The following is a 22,767-nucleotide window of genomic DNA, read 5'->3' on the forward strand; positions in this document are numbered from 1 at the left end:
CCGTTATCGCTCGTTATCATAAGAGTTAAGCCAACTATATCATATTAATTTGCCAAAATCGTGTTCAAATATTTGTTTTAAGGGAAAACATAATAAGAAGAAAGAGCGGAGGAACATGCCATGGTACTAGATCAAACAAAAAAATTACTCATCGTCATCATCGGCGCTTTACTCAATGCGGCCGGGCTGAACTTATTTTTGATACCGGCAGATGTATATGCCAGCGGATTTACGGGTGTCGCCCAGCTTTTATCAAGCGTCATTGTTCAATATGCCCCCTTTTACATATCGACGGGAACGCTCTTGTTCCTCTTAAACATTCCGGTCGGTATTTTAGGGTGGCTGAAGGTCGGCAAATCGTTTACGGTGTACAGCATTTTAAGTGTCGCACTTACTACTCTGTTTATGGGGATCCTGCCGGAAACAAGCCTGTCACATGACATTTTGCTGAACGCAGTGTTCGGCGGCGTCATTTCCGCAGTCGGTATCGGTTTAACATTAAAATACGGCGCTTCAACAGGCGGTCTCGATATCGTCGCCATGGTGCTTGCAAAGTGGAAGGATAAACCCGTCGGCACGTATTTCTTCATTCTGAACGGGATTATCATTTTGACGGCAGGATTATTGCAAGGTTGGGAGAAAGCATTATATACCCTGGTTACACTGTATGTGACAACGAGGGTGATCGACGCCATTCACACCCGCCATATGAAGCTCACGGCAATGATCGTGACGAAAAAAGCGGACGAAATCAAAGAAGCCATTTACGGGAAAATGGTGCGCGGCATCACAACTGTTCCGGCCAAAGGAGCCTTTACGAACGAACAGAAAGAAATGATGATTATCGTCATCACAAGGTACGAATTGTACGATTTAGAGAAGATCGTCAAAGAAGTTGATCCGAAAGCATTTACGAACATTGTTCAAACGACAGGGATTTTTGGTTTCTTTAGAAAAGACTGACGAAAGCAGGTGGAAGTCGTGAAACGGCTGCTTGTGATGCTCCTTCCCGTGCTGCTTTTGATAGGCTGCGGGAAAGATGAGCAGACAGAACCCGATAAGGAGGTATCAGGCGGAATGGAGAATCAAGAGGTTGTTTTATCTGTTGACGCAATTCAGGAGCCTGAACAAATCAAGTTTAACATGTCGCTGAAGAACCAAAGCGAACGTGCTGTCGAGTTTCAATTCAGCACAGGACAAAAATTTGAACTTGTCGTGTATGATTCTGACAACAAAGAAAGATACCGTTATTCGAAAGACAAAATGTTTACGCAGGCTTTTCAAAACCTGACATTGGAACCTGGAGAAACATATGATTTCTCTGATGTGTGGAAGGAAGTCCCTGAGCCGGGAACTTACGAGGTAAAGGTAACATTTAAGGGCAGAGCGGAAAATCTCAAGCGGATTCAGGCTGTTCAGCAATTTGAAGTCAAATAAGAGGCTATGGCGAATCGCCATAGCCTTTTTTTATTGCAGTTTGTCCAGCTGATCCTGAAATTGATGGAGCTGGCGACGTTCCGCATCTGTCGAGTTGGCATACGCAGAAGATACGGCATTTTTGGCTCTCAGAATCGCTTGCTCCTGATCGCCTTCCTCAAAGCCGTTTGTCACCATAACAGCCTGTTGAACAAATGATTTTGCCTGCTGAAACAGTTCGTTTCTCATTTAATATTCAACCTGTCTTTCGGCCGAGTCTCGTGCCGCGGCATGCTGGTGAGCTTCTTCTAATGTAGACCGATATGGAAATCTTGCGGCGTGTAGCCCGATGGAGTCTTTACCCTGCTGAATAAACCTTCTGGATTTGCTTCGTTTACCCATTTTGAGACTGCCCCCTTCCATACTTTGACGAGATGAGTCGTCTTCAATAGTATGGTGGGGCGAAGTAACGTTTATGAGTGGGAAAAATTAATACGGGTGGTCTTTAAAGTGAGAAATATTCTTTTAAAAATCTTGCCACGCCGTCCTCTTCATTTGTAGCCGTTGTCCGGTTGGCAATCTGCTTGACCTCGTCGATTCCATTTCCCATCGCAACGCCGCAGCCTGCGAATTCAAGCATTTCCAAATCGTTATCCTCATCTCCGAAAGCAATGATCCGCTCCCTCGGCACACCGTAATAATCGCTGATTTTCTGCAGGCCGACCGCTTTATTCATGCCGCTTTTAATAATTTCAATGACATGCCACGGCGCGGCCCATCTTCTATGATCGATCACCTCGGCATGCACATCCGATAAATAGGAGCGTATGGCCGGTACATCTTCTTCTTTTGCGTGAATGAGCACGGATGTAACATCCTCACCGAGAGTTTCCCGCAAGTCTCCGACCGTCACATTCGTTGTGTTCATGTTAAAGGCATCAATCAGGTGCTCATCATGGTAATGAAAGTACACGTCGTCAATGACTTCAGCAAGCACATTATGTACGTTATAACTCTCGCTGATCTCCACTAGCTGTTTGACAACATTAAGCGGCAGCGAGGTGTGATACCGTCCCCAGCTGTCGTCCTGCGGATGATGGACAAACGCTCCGTTAAAATTGACAATCGGCGTTGTCAGCTTCATCTGATGGTAATACATGGAACTTGAGCGGTACGGCCGGCCCGTTGAGATGCAGACATAATGCCCGTCATCTTTTAGGCGCTGTATCGTCCGAAGAGTGTTTTCTGATATGGTTTTGTCATCCTTTAATAAGGTTCCATCTAAATCTAAAGCGATTAAATAGGGTTTTGTCTCCATGAAAAGCTCCTTTAACCTTAGAATTTGCTTGTTTTGCCTTACTTACAGTGTAGCTTTTTACCATCTTTATTGTCTACATGTTACACTTATGATTATGGTTATCCTAAGGAGGGGCACATTGTGATTCAAATTGAAAATCAAACCGTTTCCGGTATTCCGTTTTTACATATTGTAAAGGAAGAGAACAGGCACCGCGCTGTTCCTCTTGTCATCTTTATACATGGTTTTACAAGCGCGAAGGAACATAACCTTCATATTGCTTATCTGCTTGCGGAGAAGGGCTTTAGAGCCGTTCTGCCGGAGGCTCTGCACCATGGTGAACGGGGAGAAGAAATGGCTGTTGAAGAGCTGGCCGGCCATTTTTGGGACATCGTCCTCAACGAGATTGAAGAGATCGGCGTACTCAAAACCCATTTTGAAAAAGAGGGCCTGATAGACAGCGGCCGCATCGGCCTCGCAGGCACATCAATGGGCGGCATCACAACACTTGGCGCGTTGACTGCTTATGATTGGATAAAAGCCGGCGTCAGCCTGATGGGAAGTCCGAATTACGTTGAACTGTTTCAGCAGCAGATTGACCATATTCAATCTCAGGGCATTGATATTGACGTGCCGGAAGAAAAGGTAGAGGAGTTGATGAAGCGTCTCGAATTGCGGGATCTCAGCCTTCAGCCGGAAAAACTGCGCCAGCGCCCGCTATTATTTTGGCACGGCGCAAAAGATAAAGTCGTGCCTTACGCGCCGACCCGGAAATTTTATGACACGATCAAATCCTATTACAGCGAACAGCCGGAACGCCTCCAATTTATCGGAGATGAACACGCTGACCATAAAGTCCCGCGGACAGCTGTGTTAAAAACGATTGAATGGTTTGATACGCACTTATAAAGCACAATGGTGTGAAGAAGGGCTGGATTTACGTTATACTGTAGAAAAAAGGAGTGAGGGAACGTGGAAGAAGCATTAAAAGAAAACATCATGGGCGCTCTGGAACAGGTTGTTGATCCTGAGCTGGGCGTTGATATCGTGAATCTTGGTTTGGTATATGATGTTGATATGGATGAAGACGGCTTAACGCACGTTACGATGACATTGACATCAATGGGCTGCCCTTTAGCGCCGATTATCGTTGATGAAGTGAAAAAAGCATTAGCGGACATTCCGGAAGTGAAAGAGACGGAGGTTCACATTGTGTGGAATCCGCCTTGGACAAGAGACAAAATGTCCAGATACGCGAAAATCGCGCTTGGCATTCAATAAAACAAAACAAAAGAGGACAGCCTTACTGTGAGGCTGTCCTTTTTTACAACTGAAAGGAGTGAGGTAAAATGATGTACCTGCTTGCTGTCCTATGCCCGCCTCTTGCTGTTTTGTTTTCGGGAAAACCGTTTCAGGCATTGCTGAATCTCATATTGACCTGCATCTTTTGGCTGCCGGGCGCGATTCACGCCTGCTTTATCGTCGCCGACCGCCGTGCCGAAAAACGGGCAAGAAGATAATCTGGAAAAATGAGGGCGCAGACATGGTATAATGGTCATAAAAAAACAGCAGGGAGAGCGCCATGAAAAAGAAATTGCTTGCATTCGCGCTTTGTATAGGCGCGTATGCGGCCCTGTTTGCGTACTCTGTGCACTCAGATCAAAAAACAGACACAAGCGAGATGACGGATGTCAGCCGCCTGATGCCTGTGAAAATTAAGCAGACAGTGAAAGGGCAAGAAGGGGAAACGCTCATTGACACGGTCAAAGAGGCAAATCGAAAAAACATAAAGATCTCAATCGCCGGGGCCCAGCACTCCATGGGCGGCCATACATATTATGAGGACGGCATCGTTCTCGACATGACAGGCTACAACAAAATCCTGTCGTTCGATCAAGAGAAGAAAACCATCAGAGTGCAAAGCGGCGCGACATGGAATGACATCAGAAATACGTGAATCCATACGGACTCGCGGTAAAAGTCATGCAGTCACAAAACATTTTTACAATTGGAGGATCTCTCAGCGCCAATGCCCACGGACGTGATATCCGCTACGGCTCGCTGATTGATACAGTCAAATCATTTCGGCTTTTAAAAGCTGACGGATCAATCGTCACCGTCACTCCAAAAGATGATTTGTTCAGGGCAGTCATCGGAGGGTACGGTCTTTTTGGCGTGATTCTTGATGTAACGCTTGAGCTGACGGATGATGAGCTGTATGTCATGCAGACTGAAACAATGAATTACAGTGCATACGCAGACTATTTTACAAAGCACGTAAAAGGAAATCCGGATGTCCGAATGCATCTGGCGCGAATTTCAACAGCGAAAAAAGGATTTCTGAAAGACATGTATGTTACGAATTATGAATTGGCTGATCATCAGGATCAGCTGTCATCATACAGCGATCTCAAAGAAGACGAGTATACGGGGCTCACAAAGTTTGCACTCGGCTTGTCAAGGCGATATGAATGGGGAAGACATTGGCTGTGGAACACACAGCAATCCTATTTTCTGAGCCAAAACGGCACAAAGATCTCACGCAATAACGTCATGCGGTCTGAATCAACATTTCTCGAATATGAAAACAATGACAACACAGATGTTCTGCAAGAATACTTTGTGCCGGTGAAGGAGTATGCGTCCTATATTGACGACCTGAGACAAACACTGTCGGACGAGGATTTGAATCTGCTGAACATTACGATCCGCTACGTGCAAAAAAATGAAAAAGCCGATCTTTCCTATGCGAAGGATGATATGTTTTCGCTCGTGCTTTTAATAAACGAGGGCTTTTCAAAAGAAGACCAGGCAGATACTGCCCGGATCATCAGGCGCATGACAGACGCTGCCATCAAGCACGGCAGCAGCTATTATTTGCCGTATATGACGTACCATACAAAAGCGTAAATGAGACAGGCATACCCGAAAAGCGAAGCGTTTTTTCAGAAAAAACGAACGTATGACCCGGATGAGCGCTTTATGAATTACTTTTATCAGAGGTATAAATAATGGGGAAAAACAAATTAAAATGGCTGACATTATCACAAAGCAGCGTATTTTTTGCAAGCAGCTTAATCTTTCCGTTTTATATTCTGTTTGTGAAAAATATCGGCTCAAGCTACACGCAGTTCGGCTTTTCCTACGGATTGTTCGGGCTGAGCGGAGCGCTCATTTACCGCTGCTCGGACGGCTGTCTGAAAGGTTTGACAGCCGTTATTTTCTGCTTGCAAACTCTTGGGGAATGGCCGTGCTGCTTTTATATGTCCCGCATATTGGAAGCGTCGTTCAAGTGTACATCGTCCAAGTGCTGTTAGGGCTCTTTGGTGCGATGCAAAAGCACGGAGAAAAAGTGCTGATCGCCAATTTTACAGACAGCGGAGAGCGCGGAAAGAAGATTGGGAATTACCATTTTTGGACAGCTGTTTTTTCAGCAGCAGCCATTATGCTCGGCGGCTTTCTCGCTGACTTTTTTACAGTACAAATGATTTTTTATGCAAGCTCTATTCTATATTTTTTGAGCGGATTGATGATGATGAAAACAGGCTGATGCGGTCAGCTTGTTTTTTTATGTGGCTGAAAAAAGCGTCAGATCAACGTTTTCTGATGAATCAGTGCAGTTTTTTTTGAGCGGATTTTTTATTGAACAGAAAATTTATAAATGAATAAAAATATTAAATATACGATTGAATTAATTTTTATTCATGTTATAATGTTAAATAATTTCACAAAGACCAAGAAGGTGAACTTGTTTTGAAAATAGGAATTGTAGGCGCTACAGGATATGGAGGCACCGAACTTGTCAGGATTCTCTCACATCACCCTCATGCAGAGGAATGTATACTTTATTCATCCAGCGGAGAAGGGAATGTCTATAGCGAGGTTTATCCTCATCTTGCCAGCTTAGCGGATCAAAAGCTGAAGCCGATTGATATGAATACGATCAAACACGAAATAGATATCATGTTTCTTGCTGCGCCGCCCGGGGTATCAAGTGAATTGACTCCGCAGCTGGCAGATGCAGGGATTCCGGTTATTGATCTTTCAGGTGATCTGAGGATACAAGAGCCGGCTGAATATGAAAAGTGGTATAAACGGACAGCGGCACCGAAGGAAGTGATTCATGAGGCGGTATACGGTCTCGCAGAATTGAATCAAAAACAAATTCAACAGGCGAAACTCATTGCCAATCCGGGTTGTTTTCCAACGGCTGTTTTACTTGGCCTCGCCCCATTGGCTCAAAAGAAACTGCTCAATGAATCTTTCGTTATCGTTGACGCGAAGACCGGTGTTTCCGGAGCGGGAAGAAAAGCATCCATGGGAACTCATTTTTCTGAGCTGAACGACAATTTTAAAATTTATAAAGTCAATGAACATCAGCATACGCCGGAAATTGAACAGGCGCTGCAAGAATGGCAGCCGGGGCTCGGGCCTATTACATTTTCGGCTCACTTGGTTCCGATGACAAGAGGCATCATGGCGACGATGTATACACAATTAACCTCTGATCTATCGGCAGATGACCTGCATGATTTATATTCGGAATTTTACCAAGATTCATATTTTGTGAGAGTAAGGCCAAAAGGGCAGTATCCGCAAACGAAGGAAGTGTGCGGCAGCAATTTCTGTGATATCGCCGTTACCCTCGACGAGAGAACGAACAGAGTCACAATCGTTTCGGTAATCGATAATTTAATGAAGGGTGCCGCCGGTCAGGCTGTGCAAAACTTTAATTTGATGAATGGCTGGAATGAAGAGACTGGACTCACCATGACGCCAATATATCCATAGAACGGGAGAGAATCGAACCATGATTCAGTTAAGTGAAGATCAAATTGTAAAAGTAACAGGTGATGTATCCTCGCCAAAAGGTTTTCAGGCAAAGGGCGTGCATTGCGGGCTACGCTACTCGAAAAAAGATCTCGGCGTCATTATCAGCGAGGCACCAGCCGTAAGTGCAGCGGTTTATACCCAAAGCCACTTTCAAGCCGCTCCAATCAAAGTTACACAAGACAGCTTAAAACATGGGGCAGCATTGAAAGCCGTCATCGTCAACAGCGCGATTGCCAATGCCTGCACGGGAGAACAGGGCATAAAGGACGCATACACAATGCGTGAGAGCCTTGCTTCGCAGCTTGGCATTGAGCCGGAGCTTGTCGCCGTTTCATCTACAGGCGTCATCGGCGAACATTTAGACATGGAAAAAATTCAGGCAGGCATCAAGCTGCTGACACAAACACCTGCGGGATCAGGAGATTTTGAGGAAGCGATATTAACAACCGATACAGTGATCAAGCAGACGTGCTATGAGCTGACAATCGGCGGCAAAACAGTCACGATCGGCGGAGCGGCCAAAGGCTCGGGAATGATTCACCCGAACATGGCCACGATGCTGGGGTTTGTCACAACAGATGCAGCAATCGAAGAAAAAGCGCTGCAAAAGGCGCTGCGTGAAATCACTGACGTTTCATTTAACCAAATCACAGTTGACGGTGAAACATCCACGAACGATATGGTCTTGGTCATGGCAAACGGCTGCGCGAAAAACGAGTGCCTGACGGAAGATCATCCAGAATGGCCGATCTTTAAAAAAGCGCTCTTGCTTACTTGCGAGGATTTGGCTAAAGAGATTGCCAGAGACGGAGAAGGCGCGACGAAACTAATCGAAGCGCAAGTGCACGGGGCGAAAAACAATCTTGATGCAAACGTGATTGCCAAAAAGATTGTCGGCTCTAGTCTCGTGAAAACGGCGGTCTACGGAACAGATGCCAACTGGGGGCGCATCATCGGAGCCATCGGGCACAGCGCAGCTCAAGTGACGGCAGAAGAAGTAGAGGTTTATCTCGGGGGCCAATGCCTGTTTAAGCATAACGAACCTCAGCCATTCTCTGAATCTCTCGCCAAGGAATACCTTGAAGGAGATGAAATCACCATTGTCATCAAGATGGATGAAGGGGACGGGAACGGAAGAGCGTGGGGCTGTGACCTGACCTATGACTATATCAAAATTAACGCGAGCTATCGCACGTAATAAAGGGGAGCATTATGAAGAAAACAATCGTTTTTAAATGCGGGGGAAGTGTCATCCGTGAGCTGTCTGAGGAATTTTTTCATAACCTGAAAGAACTGATGGCGTCAGGATGGAAACTGGCGATCGTTCACGGCGGCGGCCCGGAAATCACAAATATGCTGAAACGGTTAAATATCAAAACAGAATTTTCAGGAGGACAGCGGAAAACAACGAAGCCAGTGTTAGAAGTGGCGGAGATGGTTTTATCGGGCTCTGTGAATAAGTTTTTCGTTGCTGAGCTTGCCAAACACGGACTGCGTGCTGCAGGCATCTCCGGTAAGGACGGCGGTCTTTTGGAGGCGGATTATCTCGATCCGGAAACATACGGGGAAGTCGGAGAAATCAAAAAGGTTGATGCATCCATGGTAAACGCGCTGATGGAAAAGGGCATCATTCCTGTTATTGCGCCGCTGTCTATGACAAGTGACTGCAAGACGCTGAATGTGAATGCCGATCTGGCCGCTTCAGCTGTCGCCGGAGCGCTTGAAGCCGATAAGCTGATGTTCGTCACTGATGTAGATGGAATCATGAAGGAAAAACAGCGTCTCGACGTCCTGACCCCTGAGGAGGTTCAAATGCTGATCAAGCAGGAAGTGATCACAGGGGGGATGATTCCGAAGGTCAATTCAGCCTTGTCAGCTTTATCGGATCAGGTGTCTGAAGTCATGATCGTAAACGGTAAAGGATCATTCTTCACAGAACAAACCTTTCAAGGTACAAAAATTGTTAAAGCAAAGGAGGCTGTTTCATGAGCAGCTTGTTTCAAACCTACGGACGCTGGGATATTGACATCAAAAAAGCAAAGGGAACGTACGTTGAGGATCAAAACGGCAAAACCTACCTCGATTTCATTCAGGGAATTGCGGTATCTAACCTAGGCCACTGCCATGAAACGGTTACAGAAGCAGTCAAAAAACAGCTCGACAGCGTATGGCACGTATCCAACTTGTTTCAAAACAGTCTCCAGGAGCAAGCGGCACAAAAGCTGGCGGCACACAGTGCGGGGGATCTCGTCTTTTTCTGCAACAGCGGCGCGGAAGCGAATGAAGGCGCGATAAAGCTCGCCCGAAAAGCAACCGGGAAAACGAAAATCATCACTTTCCTACAGTCGTTCCATGGCCGCACGTATGCAGGGATGGCTGCGACCGGACAGGAAAAAATCAAAACAGGCTTCGGCCCGGTGCTGGAAGGCTTTCACTACCTGCCATACAACGATCCTTCCGCTTTTGAGGCTCTTGGGGAGGAAGACGGCATTGCCGCGGTGATGCTTGAGACAGTGCAGGGAGAAGGCGGAGTCAATCCGGCAAGCGCTGAATTTTTAACAGCCGTACAGTCGTTTTGTAAGGAAAAGCAAGCTCTTCTGATCGTTGATGAAATCCAGACCGGCATCGGACGGACGGGAAAGGGCTTCGCATACGAGCACTTCGGACTTTCACCGGATATCATCACAGTCGCAAAAGGATTGGGAAACGGATTTCCAGTTGGCGCTGTCATCGGAAAGAAACAGCTTGGAGAAGCGTTTACCCCTGGTTCTCACGGAACGACTTTCGGAGGAAATATGCTGGCGATGGCTGCTGTAAATGCCACATTGCAAATTGTATTCCAGCCTGACTTTCTGCAAGAGGCTGCTGACAAAGGGGCGTTTTTAAAAGAACAGCTCAAGGCTGAGCTAAAGAGCCCGTTTGTAAAACAAATCCGCGGTCAAGGATTAATGCTTGGAATTGAGTGTGATGGCCCTGTTGCTGACATCATTACTGAATTGCAGACATTAGGCTTGCTTGTATTGCCGGCCGGCCCGAATGTCATTCGGCTGCTGCCGCCGCTCACCGTGACAAAGGATGAAATAGCAGAAGCTGTCAGCAAGCTGAAACAGGCAATCGCTCATCATTCCGCTGTAAGCCAGTAGTTTTTTTTGACATGAAGGTATAAAAATTCATTTTTATAATTAATTATTCATCAAGAGGTGGGCTGTTAGATGGAAGGTTATTTAGTGTTAGAAGATGGAACAGCGTTCAGCGGCGAGCTGGACGGTCATGAAAACTGCACGGGAGAAGCTGTTTTTTTTACAGGAATGACAGGTTACCAGGAAGTGCTGACAGATCCATCATATAAAGGGCAGATTATCGTATTTACCTATCCGTTGATTGGCAACTACGGCATTAATGAAAAGGATTTTGAAAGCAAGAAACCTCAAGTGAAAGCCGCGGTTGTCTACGAGGCGTGTGATCATTTTTCTCATCATGAAGCGGTATACAGCCTCAAGGAGTATTTACAGAAATGGAACATTCCGCTGTTGACCCATGTTGATACGAGGGCTGTCGTGAAAAAAATCCGTTCAAACGGAACGATGGGTGCGACTGTCACAGCCACTAAAGAAGCAGCTGAGATTGCCCCTCAGCCAGAGAACGTTGCAGAACAGGTTTCCGCACAGGAAATTAGCACATTCGGCGACGGAAATAAACATATCGCTCTCATCGATTTCGGCTATAAAAAGTCCATCGCGTCATCACTTGTCAAACGAGGCTGCAAGGTCACCGTGGTGCCGTATCAGCAAATGGAAGCTGTCAACGATATAAAGCCGGACGGCATTGTGTTATCGAACGGACCTGGAGACCCAAAAGCGATTCAGCCGTATTTAGGAAAGATCAAAAGCATCGTCAGCCGTTATCCGACTCTCGGCATCTGTCTCGGCCATCAGCTGATCGCGCTCGCGTTCGGAGGGAATACATTCAAGCTGCCATTCGGACACAGGGGCGCAAATCATCCGGTCATCGACAGTAAAACGAAACGCGTCTTCATGACAAGCCAAAATCACAGCTATGTGGTTGATGAACAGTCCATAAATGAAGAAGAGCTCACGATCAGGTTTCATCATGTCAATGATACGTCAGTTGAAGGGCTTTCCCATAAAAAGCTGCCTGTCATGAGTGTTCAATTTCACCCGGAAGCCCATCCCGGGCCGGCGGAAAGCGAATGGATTTTTGATGATTATTTAAAGAATGTGATACCAGCAAGGAGAGAAATCGCACATGCCTAAAGACACCAGTATTTCAAGCATATTAGTAATCGGCTCAGGCCCGATCATTATCGGGCAGGCGGCAGAATTTGATTATTCAGGCACTCAAGGGTGCATCGCGCTGAAGGAGGAGGGCTATCGGGTGATCCTCGTCAACAACAATCCGGCGACCATTATGACCGATGAAGCCTTCGCAGATGAAATTTATTTTGAGCCGCTGACAGCAGAAAGCCTGACAGCTATCATTAAGAAAGAACAGCCTGATGGGCTTCTTGCCAATTTAGGCGGGCAGACCGCGTTGAATTTAGCGGTGGAGCTTGAAGAAACGGGTGTTTTAAAAGAGCACGGCGTCAAACTGCTCGGCACATCCGTTGAAACGATACAAAAAGGTGAAGACCGGGAAAAATTCCGTTCGTTAATGAACGAATTGAATCAGCCCGTGCCAGAGAGTGAAATTGTTGATAACGAGACCGACGCCCTCCGCTTTGCGGAATCCATCGGTTTTCCTGTCATTATCAGACCTGCTTACACTTTAGGCGGAAAGGGCGGAGGAATTGCTCCTGATAAAGAAGCCTTTACCGCTATGATCAAGCAGGCGCTATTAGCAAGCCCGATCAATCAATGCCTTGTGGAAAAAAGCATTGCCGGCTTTAAAGAAATCGAATACGAAGTCATGCGTGACAGCAATAACACATGCATCACCGTATGCAACATGGAAAACATCGATCCGGTCGGTGTGCATACAGGCGACTCCATCGTTGTGGCGCCGTCACAAACATTGACGGATGAAGACTATCAGATGCTGCGGACAGCTAGTCTGACAATCATCTCAGCACTTGATGTTGTAGGCGGCTGCAACATTCAATTCGCGCTTGATCCATTCAGCAAGCAATATTATGTCATTGAAGTCAATCCGCGTGTAAGCCGGTCATCGGCTCTCGCGTCTAAAGCAACCGGTTATCCGATTGCGAAGATGGCTGCAAAACTGGCCGTAGGATATACTCTTGACGAGCTGAAAAATCCGCTTACAGGCTCGACTTACGCAAGCTTTGAACCGGCGCTGGACTATGTCATTGTCAAATTTCCGCGCTGGCCGTTTGATAAATTCAAAAACGCAGACCGCAAGCTTGGCACAAAAATGAAAGCCACCGGTGAAGTGATGGCGATTGAACGGAATTTAGAAGCGGCAATACAAAAGGCAGCCGCGTCCCTAGAATTGAAAAATATCGGCACACACCTTCCAGAGCTCAGCGGCTTGTCAATTGAAGCGCTGTGGGATTTGGCAGTTACTCCGGATGACCGCAGATTTTTCGTTGTCATGGAGCTATTGAGCCGCAGCGTGTCGATTGATGACATTCATGAGAAAACAAAAATTGATCCGTTTTTCCTGCATACCTTTGACAACATCATCAAACTGGAAAACCGCATGATGGAAGCTGGCAGCGATCTCTCTTCTGAATTATTGAAAAAAGCAAAGGAAAAGGGATTTTCAGACGCAACGATTGCCTCACTGATCGGCAAAACAGAAGAAGAGGTGCGCGCGATTCGCAAGGAGATGGGCATTACGCCTTCCTTCAAAATTGTAGATACGTGCGCGGCTGAGTTTGATGCGAAAACAAACTACTTTTACTCCACATATTTCGGAGAGACCGATGGGGACATCAGCCGCAAAGAGAAAAAACGCGCGCTGATTATCGGCTCAGGCCCGATTCGGATCGGCCAAGGTGTTGAATTTGATTACAGTGCTGTTCACGGCGTGCTGACACTGCAAGAGCTTGGGTTCGAAACCATCATGATCAACAATAACCCGGAAACGGTCAGCACCGATTATGAAATTGCGGACCGCCTGTATTTTGAACCGATGACAACGGAGCACATTTTAAACGTAGCGGAGCAGGAAAACATTGATTTTGCAATCGTGCAATTCGGCGGCCAAACCGCGATCAATGCTGCTGAAGCGCTTGAAAAAGCCGGCATTACCCTTCTCGGCACCTCGTTTGAAACGCTCGATGTGTTAGAGGATCGGGATCAATTCTATCAGCTTCTTGATGAGCTTGGATTGAACCACGCAAAAGGAGAAATCGCATATACAAAAGAAGAGGCCGCTGAAAAAGCTGATGAGATCGGCTATCCGGTGTTAATCCGCCCATCTTACGTCATCGGCGGAATGGGCATGATCATTGTTGGCTCGCAAGCCCAGCTTTCTCAGCTGTTGAACGGTGAGGACAGCATGCCGTACCCGATTTTAATTGATCAGTATGTGTCAGGAAAGGAAGTCGAAATTGATTTGATTTCCGACGGTGAGGATGTCTTTATCCCAACATATACCGAGCACATTGAACGGGCAGGTGTCCATTCGGGAGACAGCTTTGCCATCCTTCCCGGACCGTCCATCACAAGCGGGCTAAAGCAGGGCATAAAAGATGCCGCGCAAAAAATTGCCCGAAAGCTTTCATTTAAAGGTATCATGAACATCCAATTTGTGATCGACAATGGAAACATTCTCGTTCTTGAAGTGAACCCGAGAGCGAGTCGCACGGTTCCCGTTGTCAGCAAAGTAATGGGCGTTCCGATGATCCCGCTCGCCACACGTCTGCTGGCGGGGGCATCTTTAAAAGATGTAAACCCGGCAGTTCAGAATCATCATGGGGTTGCCGTGAAGTTCCCTGTTTTTTCTTCTCATGCGATTCAGGATGTGGATGTCAAGCTAGGGCCGGAAATGAAATCAACGGGAGAAGGCATGTGTGTTGCATATGATGCCGACAGCGCCTTGAAAAAAATCTATACACGTGCCTGGAATCAAAAAGGAAGCATTTACTTGCAAAACGGGCCGGACGATGTGAAGGAGTTAGCGGAAAACGCCGGTTTTACGGTTCATGAAGGGACATTTACCTCATGGATGGAACAGGAAGGGAAAACGCTCCACATCAATCTGTGCGGCTCTGAAGAAGCGCGCAAAGAACGTTTGGAAGCCATGACGCACGGCATCACCGTCTTTACAGAAGAAGAAACCGTGCGGGCGTTTTTACAAAGCGGTTCAGGCCATCCGCAGCCTGTATCTCTCAAAGATCTCTATAAAAAGGAAGTGGCATCATGCACACAGTGACGCAAACCAGTTTATACGGAAAAGATTTATTAACGTTAAAGGATCTTAGTGAACAGGATATAAACGCCTTGCTCGCAGAGGCCGGTGAACTGAAACAAAACAAAATCCAGCCTATTTTTCAAGGCAAAACCTTGGCGATGATTTTTGAAAAGTCATCAACGCGGACCCGTGTTTCATTTGAAGCCGGCATGGCGCAGCTGGGCGGGAGCGCCCTCTTCTTAAGCCAAAAAGATCTGCAGCTGGGACGCGGTGAGACTGTTGCTGATACGGCTAGAGTGCTGTCAGGCTATGTGGATGCCATCATGATTCGGACCTTTGAGCATGAAAAGGTAGAGGAGCTTGCCAAAGAAGCTGACATTCCGGTCATCAACGGACTTACGGATAAATACCATCCATGCCAGGCGCTGGCGGATCTTTTGACGATTAAGGAAATGAAAGGGAAGTTTAAAGGCGTGAAAGTCGCGTACATCGGTGACGGAAATAACGTGGCGCACTCATTAATGATCGGCTGCGCGAAAATGGGCTGTGATATCTCGATCGCTTCGCCAAAGGGGTACGAAGTGTTAGATGAAGCAGTTGAAGCGGCAAAATCAGCTGCACTTCAATCAGGCGCTTCTATCACGCTTACAGCTGACCCGGTTGAAGCTGTAAAAGAGGCGGACGTGATTTATTCTGATGTGTTTACCAGCATGGGACAGGAAGCGGAAGAGCAAGAGCGTCTCGCTGTCTTTGCACCTTATCAGGTGAATACGGCGCTTGTCAGCCATGCCAAGCCTGACTATACATTTTTACATTGCCTCCCTGCGCACCGTGAGGAAGAAGTGACTGCGGAGATTATTGACGGACCGAATTCTGCAGTATTCCAGCAGGCGGAAAACCGTCTCCATGTGCAAAAAGCATTGCTGAAGGCCATTTTATACAAAGGGGAATCATCAAAAAACTGCTGAGCCAGACTCAGCAGTTTTTTTGATGGCAACATATTCACAGCCGCTTAGGCGCATACTACAGCAAAAAGGAAAAGGAGGAAAAACAGTGGGACAGCAGCATCAATTCCGGCCCGGGCAGAAAGCGCCTAATAACGGTGTCTACGTAGAAATCGGCGAGACGGGGAGCATGGTTAAAAACCCTCAAAAGATCCATCTGTCAGCAGGAGAAATGTTCCCTGAAACATCAAATCACAATCGGCTGTGGACATATAAAAGAAAGCCGTGATCAAGAAAAAACCCAAAACAATAAATGTTTTGGGTTTTTGGCTTTTTAATGCTGGCTTGCATTTTTGTTCATAGGCATGATTTCCGCTAAAACCATGATTAAGACATACAGTACAACAGCAATGACAGATGATGTTTTGAAATTATACGCAGCGCTGTTCATGCTGGCAATCAAGTAGCATGCCATATGTGATAAAAGGAACGTCCAAATAAAGGCAATAATATATCGCACGTTTCCACCTCGTCCTTCTCATTCTATTCTAAAAGTTATCATACCATACAAAAAGCGAAGGGGGAATCCAATTTTAGCAGAAAGTGAGGTGATAAAAGAGTCTAATTCGTCACACTTTAATGGTAAAATATAAAAACATCAATCAGTATATTAGCCAAAACTGTAAAAGGCTAGGACTTTACCTTATTCGTTTCTTTTCTTTTTACATAAGATAGCGTGAGATGAAGTGTGAAAGGAGGCGGGCAAGCGATGGGAATAACGGAAAGGTACTTTCAATTGGGAACGGAGCATAATGTCATTCATCTGCCCTATCGCCCGAACGGCTTCGGCATCTTTATCTTGGGGGACAGAACCCACTTTGTCGGGAATAATTCAAGCTTTTGGCTTCAGCATTACGGAAGAAATCAGCTTCTGAACATGCTGAGGAATGAAGGATATACTCTTTTTAACAGCAATCTGTTCGGAAGGCATTGGGGTGCGGAAAAAGCGGTCACCTATGCCAAACAGCTGATACATTCCGTGCTAAAGCAGGAAATCCTCAATCCGAAGATTCATATTTTAGCAGAAGGCATGGGTGCTCTCGTGGCCGATGAACTGCTTCGTTTTTCCCCGGATCATATCCGCTCAGCCGCAATGTTGAATCCTTGTCTCGATCTTCAGGCACATTATGAATCAGAGAAAGAAAATAAATTTTTCTATAAGCAATTTTTAAAAGAAGTATCGGAAAGCTACGGAATTTCTGAAAAAGAAGCGGAAGTGCTTCGTTACAAAACCATTGAAAGCTATCCGAGCGGCGTGCCGGTTCATATATGGCAGCGTATGACCGGAGCTCCCTATCCGTACAGCGTACATGCTGAAGTATTCAAGGGAAAACAGCAAAAGCAAGGTTCACCGGTCGACATGACATTTCACTTATTTGAGCATCCAAGCAGAATTTATGCTTCAATCTGCAAATTCTTTCACAGTCATGAAAAAGCGTTATAAAGAATACAATAACAACAGCCTTCTCTTTTGCGGAGGCTGTTTTTTGCTTTGGGAATAGAAAAACCGGAAGGGCGGCAGATGCAATGGAATCAACGCTGATTGTAGGTGCGGACGAATTTTTCGGCCTTTCATTATGCGAGCGAATGATGAATGAAGGCATACATGTTGACGTCATTCTGGCGGAAACAGAAGATGAAATGAGACAAATGTACTTAGAAGAAAGACTCATGTGGCTTGGGAGAAATGGACTCTTTCGCCAGCTTGAACACATTGGAGATCAAAAATATGATACAATTTGTATCCAGTTCGGCGGCTTTTTGCCTTTAGACCAATTTGATTCTCCCTATATATTAATATATGAACAAGACCGAAAAGAATGGGAAAAGCGTGAAAAAAAGGAATCAGAAAAAACGGTTATCCTGCCGAAAATGTATGGGCCGTGGAAAGAAGAAATCGAGGTAGACGGCTATTACACAGACGATGTGGCTGACGAGCTGCTGAGATTCCTGCTTGAATCAAGCCGCGATAGCAAAGATCAGTTTTTTGATTTGCAAGTCACAGAAAAAACCTCAAAAGAAGAAGCAAAAGCAAAAATTTCCGAGTGGAAAAGACAATTTTCATCAATTTTCGACAAATATTAAGAAATACCTTCCATGTTTCGAGTTTTCTAGATACAATAAACGTATAAAAATGATACATGTTATAGCTTGTCAAAAGGAGTTGAACATGACTTGATCACAAGGCTTGTCATGATCTTTTCTGTCCTCCTTTTATTAAGCGGTTGTGGACAAACTCCGTTTAAAGGAAAAATTGAGAAGGTCGGCATGCTCTTTCCTGATACGATTAATGACCTCGTATGGGGCACAAAAGGGTATAAAGGATTACTGAATATACAATCAAAATATAATGTGGATGTCTACTATAAAGAAGGCGTTAAAACAGATGAAGATATTATAAATGCGATTGAGGATTTTCATAAGCGGGGCGTTAATCTTCTCTATGGCCATGGGAGTGAATATGCAGAGGTGTTTAACTTGGTCAGTGAAGATTATCCAGATATGGAATTCGTCATTTCTAATGCTAAAGCAAAAGCTGATAATGTGACGAGTGTCCATTTCAGCGGCGAAGCAATGGGTTTCTTTGGAGGAATGACAGCTGCCCATATGTCGAAAACGAATCAGGTCGGCGTGATTGCTTCCTTTACTTGGCAGCCGGAGGTTGACGGTTTTATCAAAGGGGCCAAATATGAAAATCCGAATATAGAAGTAAACACAAAATATACGGATCATTGGGATGATGATACGACAGCAGTAAAGCTTTATCAGAAAATGAAGAACGAAGGCGCGGATGTTGTGTATCCCGCCGGAGATGGGTATAATGTTCCTGTCATTCAGCAAATCAAAAAAGACGGCCTTTATGCCATCGGATACGTCACAGATCAATCGGATCTGGGCGAGAATACCGTATTAACCAGCACGGTGCAAAATGTGGACAAGGCTTATGAAATCATCGCTGAGCAATTCAACAAAGGCACCCTTGAAGGCGGCGATCATTACTACGACCTGAAAACGGGAGTTGTTGAAATGGGAACATTCAGCCCGCTTGTCGATAAAGACTTTCAGCAAAGAATCGCCAAGCTGATCAAAACGTACAACAAAACAGGCGAACTGCCAAAAAACGAGTAATGGAGTGACGTCACATGCAGCACGAAAAATCACTTGAGTTCTTGCAAATTGCCATGAAATATCTGCCTGAAGCGAAAGAACAGCTTGAAAAATCAGGCATTGAGCTGTCGATGGAGGCCATACAGCCGTTTATGAATCTATTTACAACGGTAATGGCGGAAGCTTATGAGCTTGGCAAGTCTGACGCGAAATCTGAAACCGAATAAAAAGAAGCCACTTTTTCGAAAGTGGCTTTTCACTTGATTTTCTTTTTAATAGCGGAAACCATAGGTGCGAGCTCCTTGAGAGCGGGCTTGATTTGATCGAGAGAGTTCATAATCGAACCGATTTGGTTCATAATATACATGTAATCAATCGTCTCTTCTTCGTTTGTCCGGGAAACCTCCTCCTCCACTTCTTCCTTCTCTGGGTTTTGTTTTGCGTTATCGCCGAACATCATCTTTGAAAATATATCCACCTGTATACGCCTCCTTTTCCATATACCATACTGTATGAGTAAGATGAACTGATAGTTTAGACGAATATATTGCCATGTGAAAAAAAATAGGATAGAATTAGTACCTGATACTAATAATTGATCACAACCTGATTGATCTTCTAAATTTACTATATAAAGGAGTCTTCCCTTATGAAAGCTGGAATACTTGGAGTGGGACGTTATATCCCTGAGAAGGTTTTAACAAATCATGATCTTGAAAAAATGGTTGAAACTTCTGATGAGTGGATTCGTACAAGAACAGGAATAGAAGAAAGAAGAATCGCCGCAGACGACGTCTTTTCATCACATATGGCTGTTGCAGCTGCAAAACAAGCGCTTGAACAAGCTGAAGTGGCTGCTGAGGACCTGGATATGATCCTGGTTGCAACTGTTACACCTGATCAGTCATTTCCTACGGTCTCTTGTATGATTCAAGAACAGCTCGGCGCGAAGAAAGCGTGTGCTATGGATATCAGCGCGGCTTGTGCTGGCTTTATGTACGGGGTGGTCACCGGTAAACAATTTATTGAATCCGGAACGTACAAACATGTCCTTGTTGTCGGTGTAGAAAAGCTCTCAAGCATTACAGACTGGGAAGACCGCAACACAGCCGTTCTGTTTGGTGACGGAGCTGGCGCTGCGGTAGTCGGACCAGTCAGTGATGACAGAGGGATCCTTTCATTTGAACTTGGAGCAGACGGCACAGGCGGTCAGCACTTGTATCTCAATGAAAAACGACATACAATCATGAATGGACGAGAAGTTTTTAAATTTGCAGTCCGCCAAATGGGAGAATCATGTGTTAATGTCATCGAAAAAGCCGGACTTTCAAAAGAAGACGTCGACTTTTTGATTCCGCATCAGGCGAACATCCGCATCATGGAAGCTGCACGTGAGCGTTTGGAGCTTCCTGTCGAAAAGATGTCTAAAACCGTTCATAAATATGGAAATACTTCTGCCGCATCCATTCCGATTTCTCTCGTAGAAGAATTGGAAGCCGGTAAAATCAAAGATGGCGATGTGGTCGTCATGGTAGGATTCGGCGGAGGATTAACTTGGGGCGCCATTGCAATACGCTGGGGCCGATAAAAAAAGGTGAGAGGTGCACACAAGATGAGTAAAAAAAGAGTAGTTGTTACAGGGCTCGGAGCATTGTCTCCGCTTGGCAACGATGTCGATACAAGTTGGAATAACGCAATCAACGGTGTGTCCGGAATCGGTCCGATCACTCGTGTTGATGCTGAAGAATATCCGGCAAAAGTAGCCGCTGAATTGAAAGACTTCAATGTTGAAGATTATATGGATAAAAAAGAAGCTAGAAAAATGGACCGTTTTACACAATATGCGGTTGTGGCTGCAAAAATGGCGGTTGAAGACGCAGATCTTAAGATTACGGATGAGATCGCGCCAAGAGTCGGTGTTTGGGTAGGTTCCGGCATTGGGGGACTTGAAACACTAGAGTCTCAATTTGAAATCTTCTTAACAAAAGGACCGAGACGGGTTAGCCCGTTTTTCGTGCCAATGATGATTCCCGATATGGCGACAGGCCAGATTTCTATTGCATTAGGAGCAAAAGGGGTTAACTCTTGTACGGTTACAGCATGTGCTACAGGAACGAACTCTATCGGTGACGCGTTTAAAGTCATTCAGCGCGGCGATGCAGACGTTATGGTCACAGGCGGAACTGAAGCGCCGCTGACAAGAATGTCATTCGCGGGCTTCAGTGCCAACAAAGCGCTGTCTACTAATCCAGATCCGAAAACAGCGAGCCGCCCGTTCGATAAAAACCGTGATGGCTTTGTCATGGGTGAAGGTGCAGGGATTATCGTTCTTGAAGAGCTTGAACATGCTCTGGCCCGCGGCGCAAAGATTTACGGAGAAATTGTCGGCTATGGCTCAACAGGAGACGCTTATCATATCACAGCGCCGGCACAAGACGGTGAAGGCGGAGCGAGAGCGATGCAAGAAGCCATTAAAGATGCGGGCATCGCGCCTGAAGAAATTGATTATATCAATGCTCACGGGACAAGCACGTATTACAACGACAAATACGAAACAATGGCGATTAAAACCGTATTCGGCGAGCATGCGCATAAACTTGCGGTAAGCTCTACAAAATCGATGACAGGCCACCTCTTAGGAGCAGCTGGCGGTATTGAAGCGATTTTCTCTGTGCTTGCCATTAAAGAAGGTATGATCCCGCCGACAATCAATATTCAAACACCTGATGAAGAATGCGATTTAGATTATGTGCCAGATGAAGCCCGCAGACAGGATCTCAATTATGTTCTCAGCAACTCATTGGGATTCGGCGGACACAATGCAACATTAATCTTTAAGAAATACCAATCATGATCACGCCAAACCGGCTGCCCCTAAAGGGTAGCCGGTTTTTTTTGTGCGCATAGAATAAAAAGGGGAGGCGATCACATGAGTGTGGAACAAACACATAGCTGGCTCGGGAAGGCTGCTTCAATAGATGATTTGGCCCATTACATTGTCCCGCTTTTTTCAGGTGTGGAGAAAAAGAACTGGAAAGGCATTCTGGGACACCTTCAGCATCATGGGATGTTTAAAAACATAAAAGAGGGCATTCAGACTGCTTCCAAGCTGAAAGAAAAAGGTTTTTACGAGCATATTCAAAAGGAAGAACAGTACCTCAAAAACAAATGGCATGGTCCTGATGTACCAATTGTCACGCTGCCGGTTGATGAACGAAACAAGAGAATTCGTTTAGAATTCGGATCAAAATCAGGACTCGCCTTTCAAGACAAAATGTTCCTCTTTCTCTCGTCAAATTTAGATTTTGCATCGGTATCTGCTCTGATAACACATGAATATCACCACGTTTGCCGGTTAGATCATCTGACGAAAGAGGAAAAGGATGTCACATTACTTGATACAATCATCATGGAAGGGCTGGCAGAATATGCTGTTTATGAGAGGTTCGGCCGAAGTCAAACGGCTGAATGGACGTCTTGGTATACGCCGGAGCAGCTGCAAGCTTTATATGACAAAAAGATTGCGCCCCACCAGGATATCAAACGGGACAATCGATTATTCTCACAGCTGTTATTCGGCAAAGGATATCAGCCCAAAATGCTTGGATACGCAGTCGGATTCAATATTGTAAAAAAATATTTAACGGCCAACAAAGCAAACACGGCAGACGGGCTGTCCATCCCTGCCGAAACCTTTTTGAGTGCAACGCTTTAAAAGAATAAAATAATGGAATTTCGTTAATAATATTACATTTATCCTAAAAAATTCTT

The 22,767-nt window shown here is 45.6% G+C and carries 25 protein-coding genes and 2 pseudogenes; 22 read left to right on the plus strand and 5 right to left on the minus strand.

The features are described 5' to 3' along the window. The first annotated feature begins 120 nt into the window (after positions 1-120). On the plus strand, positions 121-963 hold the full coding sequence (locus tag GYO_RS28380; protein WP_041520917.1) for a YitT family protein: 843 nt from the start codon (positions 121-123) through the stop codon (positions 961-963). A gap of 18 nt (positions 964-981) precedes the next feature. Beyond that, on the plus strand, positions 982-1,437 hold the full coding sequence (locus GYO_RS28385; RefSeq protein ID WP_014113343.1) for a BsuPI-related putative proteinase inhibitor: 456 nt from the start codon (positions 982-984) through the stop codon (positions 1,435-1,437). Between the two features lie 30 nt (positions 1,438-1,467). Here GYO_RS28385 and GYO_RS28390 read toward each other — a convergent pair whose 3' ends face one another. From GYO_RS28390 to yitU, 3 genes are all read right to left on the minus strand, one after another. Further along, the gene (locus tag GYO_RS28390) at positions 1,468-1,665 is read right to left on the minus strand and encodes a DUF3813 domain-containing protein (protein WP_003239348.1); all 198 of its coding nucleotides are present in this window, start codon (positions 1,663-1,665) and stop codon (positions 1,468-1,470) included. Then, positions 1,666-1,818 carry a hypothetical protein gene (locus tag GYO_RS43955; protein WP_003239346.1) on the minus strand — a complete coding sequence of 51 codons (153 nt, stop codon included), beginning with the start codon at positions 1,816-1,818 and terminating at the stop codon, positions 1,666-1,668. Between the two features lie 103 nt (positions 1,819-1,921). Next, positions 1,922-2,734 carry a 5-amino-6-(5-phospho-D-ribitylamino)uracil phosphatase YitU gene (gene yitU, locus GYO_RS28400; RefSeq protein WP_014113344.1) on the minus strand — a complete coding sequence of 271 codons (813 nt, stop codon included), beginning with the start codon at positions 2,732-2,734 and terminating at the stop codon, positions 1,922-1,924. Positions 2,735-2,854: 120 nt separating this feature from the next. On the opposite strand from yitU, the gene GYO_RS28405 reads away from it, so the two are divergent. The 13 genes and pseudogenes from GYO_RS28405 (at position 2,855) to GYO_RS28465 (ending at position 16,117) form a co-directional block, all read left to right on the plus strand. Then, a complete protein-coding gene (locus GYO_RS28405; RefSeq protein ID WP_014113345.1) occupies positions 2,855-3,622 on the plus strand; it encodes a prolyl oligopeptidase family serine peptidase in 768 nt (255 codons plus the stop codon). A 63-nt stretch (positions 3,623-3,685) separates the two neighbouring features. Further along, the gene (locus GYO_RS28410) at positions 3,686-3,994 is read left to right on the plus strand and encodes a metal-sulfur cluster assembly factor (RefSeq protein ID WP_003224525.1); all 309 of its coding nucleotides are present in this window, start codon (positions 3,686-3,688) and stop codon (positions 3,992-3,994) included. 68 nt (positions 3,995-4,062) lie between these two features. Then, positions 4,063-4,233: a YqaE/Pmp3 family membrane protein gene (locus GYO_RS28415; RefSeq protein ID WP_003232996.1), complete on the plus strand. Its 171-nt coding sequence runs from the start codon at positions 4,063-4,065 to the stop codon at positions 4,231-4,233. 62 nt (positions 4,234-4,295) lie between these two features. Then, positions 4,296-5,725 (plus strand): annotated as a pseudogene (locus GYO_RS28420) (FAD-binding protein). Then, positions 5,725-6,263: pseudogene (locus GYO_RS28425) on the plus strand (MFS transporter). The pseudogenes GYO_RS28420 and GYO_RS28425 overlap by 1 nt, the downstream one beginning before the upstream one ends. Before the next feature lie 203 nt (positions 6,264-6,466). Beyond that, positions 6,467-7,504 carry an N-acetyl-gamma-glutamyl-phosphate reductase gene (gene argC, locus GYO_RS28430; protein WP_014113347.1) on the plus strand — a complete coding sequence of 346 codons (1,038 nt, stop codon included), beginning with the start codon at positions 6,467-6,469 and terminating at the stop codon, positions 7,502-7,504. 19 nt (positions 7,505-7,523) lie between these two features. Continuing rightward, positions 7,524-8,744: a bifunctional ornithine acetyltransferase/N-acetylglutamate synthase gene (gene argJ, locus GYO_RS28435; RefSeq protein WP_014113348.1), complete on the plus strand. Its 1,221-nt coding sequence runs from the start codon at positions 7,524-7,526 to the stop codon at positions 8,742-8,744. 14 nt (positions 8,745-8,758) lie between these two features. Next, positions 8,759-9,535 (plus strand): acetylglutamate kinase, encoded by a 777-nt coding sequence (argB, locus tag GYO_RS28440; protein WP_014113349.1) that lies wholly within the window; start codon positions 8,759-8,761, stop codon positions 9,533-9,535. Beyond that, on the plus strand, positions 9,532-10,689 hold the full coding sequence (gene argD / locus GYO_RS28445; protein ID WP_014113350.1) for an acetylornithine transaminase: 1,158 nt from the start codon (positions 9,532-9,534) through the stop codon (positions 10,687-10,689). The genes argB and argD overlap by 4 nt, the downstream gene beginning before the upstream one ends. 69 nt (positions 10,690-10,758) lie before the next feature. Beyond that, entirely contained in the window at positions 10,759-11,820 is a 1,062-nt protein-coding gene (locus GYO_RS28450; RefSeq protein ID WP_014113351.1) for a carbamoyl phosphate synthase small subunit, read from the plus strand. After that, entirely contained in the window at positions 11,813-14,905 is a 3,093-nt protein-coding gene (gene carB, locus GYO_RS28455) for a carbamoyl-phosphate synthase (glutamine-hydrolyzing) large subunit (protein WP_014113352.1), read from the plus strand. The genes GYO_RS28450 and carB overlap by 8 nt, the downstream gene beginning before the upstream one ends. Next, on the plus strand, positions 14,893-15,852 hold the full coding sequence (gene argF, locus GYO_RS28460; protein ID WP_014113353.1) for an ornithine carbamoyltransferase: 960 nt from the start codon (positions 14,893-14,895) through the stop codon (positions 15,850-15,852). The genes carB and argF overlap by 13 nt, the downstream gene beginning before the upstream one ends. An 85-nt stretch (positions 15,853-15,937) precedes the next feature. Continuing rightward, a complete protein-coding gene (locus tag GYO_RS28465) occupies positions 15,938-16,117 on the plus strand; it encodes a YjzC family protein (RefSeq protein WP_003224549.1) in 180 nt (59 codons plus the stop codon). A 45-nt stretch (positions 16,118-16,162) separates the two neighbouring features. Here GYO_RS28465 and GYO_RS28470 read toward each other — a convergent pair whose 3' ends face one another. After that, positions 16,163-16,348 (minus strand): YjzD family protein, encoded by a 186-nt coding sequence (locus tag GYO_RS28470; protein ID WP_003224551.1) that lies wholly within the window; start codon positions 16,346-16,348, stop codon positions 16,163-16,165. Between the two features lie 249 nt (positions 16,349-16,597). Here GYO_RS28470 and GYO_RS28475 point away from each other — a divergent pair, with 249 nt between their 5' ends. The 4 genes from GYO_RS28475 (at position 16,598) to comZ (ending at position 19,223) form a co-directional block, all read left to right on the plus strand. After that, positions 16,598-17,332 carry a hypothetical protein gene (locus GYO_RS28475; RefSeq protein ID WP_014113354.1) on the plus strand — a complete coding sequence of 245 codons (735 nt, stop codon included), beginning with the start codon at positions 16,598-16,600 and terminating at the stop codon, positions 17,330-17,332. Between the two features lie 83 nt (positions 17,333-17,415). Further along, positions 17,416-17,973 (plus strand): hypothetical protein, encoded by a 558-nt coding sequence (locus GYO_RS28480; RefSeq protein WP_014113355.1) that lies wholly within the window; start codon positions 17,416-17,418, stop codon positions 17,971-17,973. A gap of 90 nt (positions 17,974-18,063) precedes the next feature. After that, on the plus strand, positions 18,064-19,017 hold the full coding sequence (gene med / locus GYO_RS28485; protein WP_014113356.1) for a transcriptional regulator Med: 954 nt from the start codon (positions 18,064-18,066) through the stop codon (positions 19,015-19,017). A gap of 14 nt (positions 19,018-19,031) precedes the next feature. After that, the gene (comZ, locus tag GYO_RS28490) at positions 19,032-19,223 is read left to right on the plus strand and encodes a ComG operon transcriptional repressor ComZ (RefSeq protein ID WP_003224559.1); all 192 of its coding nucleotides are present in this window, start codon (positions 19,032-19,034) and stop codon (positions 19,221-19,223) included. Positions 19,224-19,252: 29 nt separating this feature from the next. Here the strand turns inward: comZ and yjzB are convergent, their stop codons facing one another. Further along, on the minus strand, positions 19,253-19,480 hold the full coding sequence (yjzB, locus tag GYO_RS28495) for a spore coat protein YjzB (RefSeq protein WP_072183380.1): 228 nt from the start codon (positions 19,478-19,480) through the stop codon (positions 19,253-19,255). Between the two features lie 165 nt (positions 19,481-19,645). On the opposite strand from yjzB, the gene fabH reads away from it, so the two are divergent. The 3 genes from fabH to GYO_RS28510 all read left to right on the plus strand — a co-directional run bounded on the left by fabH (position 19,646) and on the right by GYO_RS28510 (position 22,711). After that, entirely contained in the window at positions 19,646-20,584 is a 939-nt protein-coding gene (gene fabH, locus GYO_RS28500; protein ID WP_014113357.1) for a beta-ketoacyl-ACP synthase III, read from the plus strand. 24 nt (positions 20,585-20,608) lie between these two features. Then, on the plus strand, positions 20,609-21,850 hold the full coding sequence (fabF, locus tag GYO_RS28505) for a beta-ketoacyl-ACP synthase II (protein ID WP_014113358.1): 1,242 nt from the start codon (positions 20,609-20,611) through the stop codon (positions 21,848-21,850). A gap of 75 nt (positions 21,851-21,925) precedes the next feature. Beyond that, on the plus strand, positions 21,926-22,711 hold the full coding sequence (locus GYO_RS28510) for a DUF2268 domain-containing putative Zn-dependent protease (protein ID WP_014113359.1): 786 nt from the start codon (positions 21,926-21,928) through the stop codon (positions 22,709-22,711). The last annotated feature ends 56 nt before the right edge of the window (positions 22,712-22,767 follow it).

Source organism: Bacillus spizizenii TU-B-10, from assembly GCF_000227465.1.
GTDB lineage: Bacteria > Bacillota > Bacilli > Bacillales > Bacillaceae > Bacillus > Bacillus spizizenii.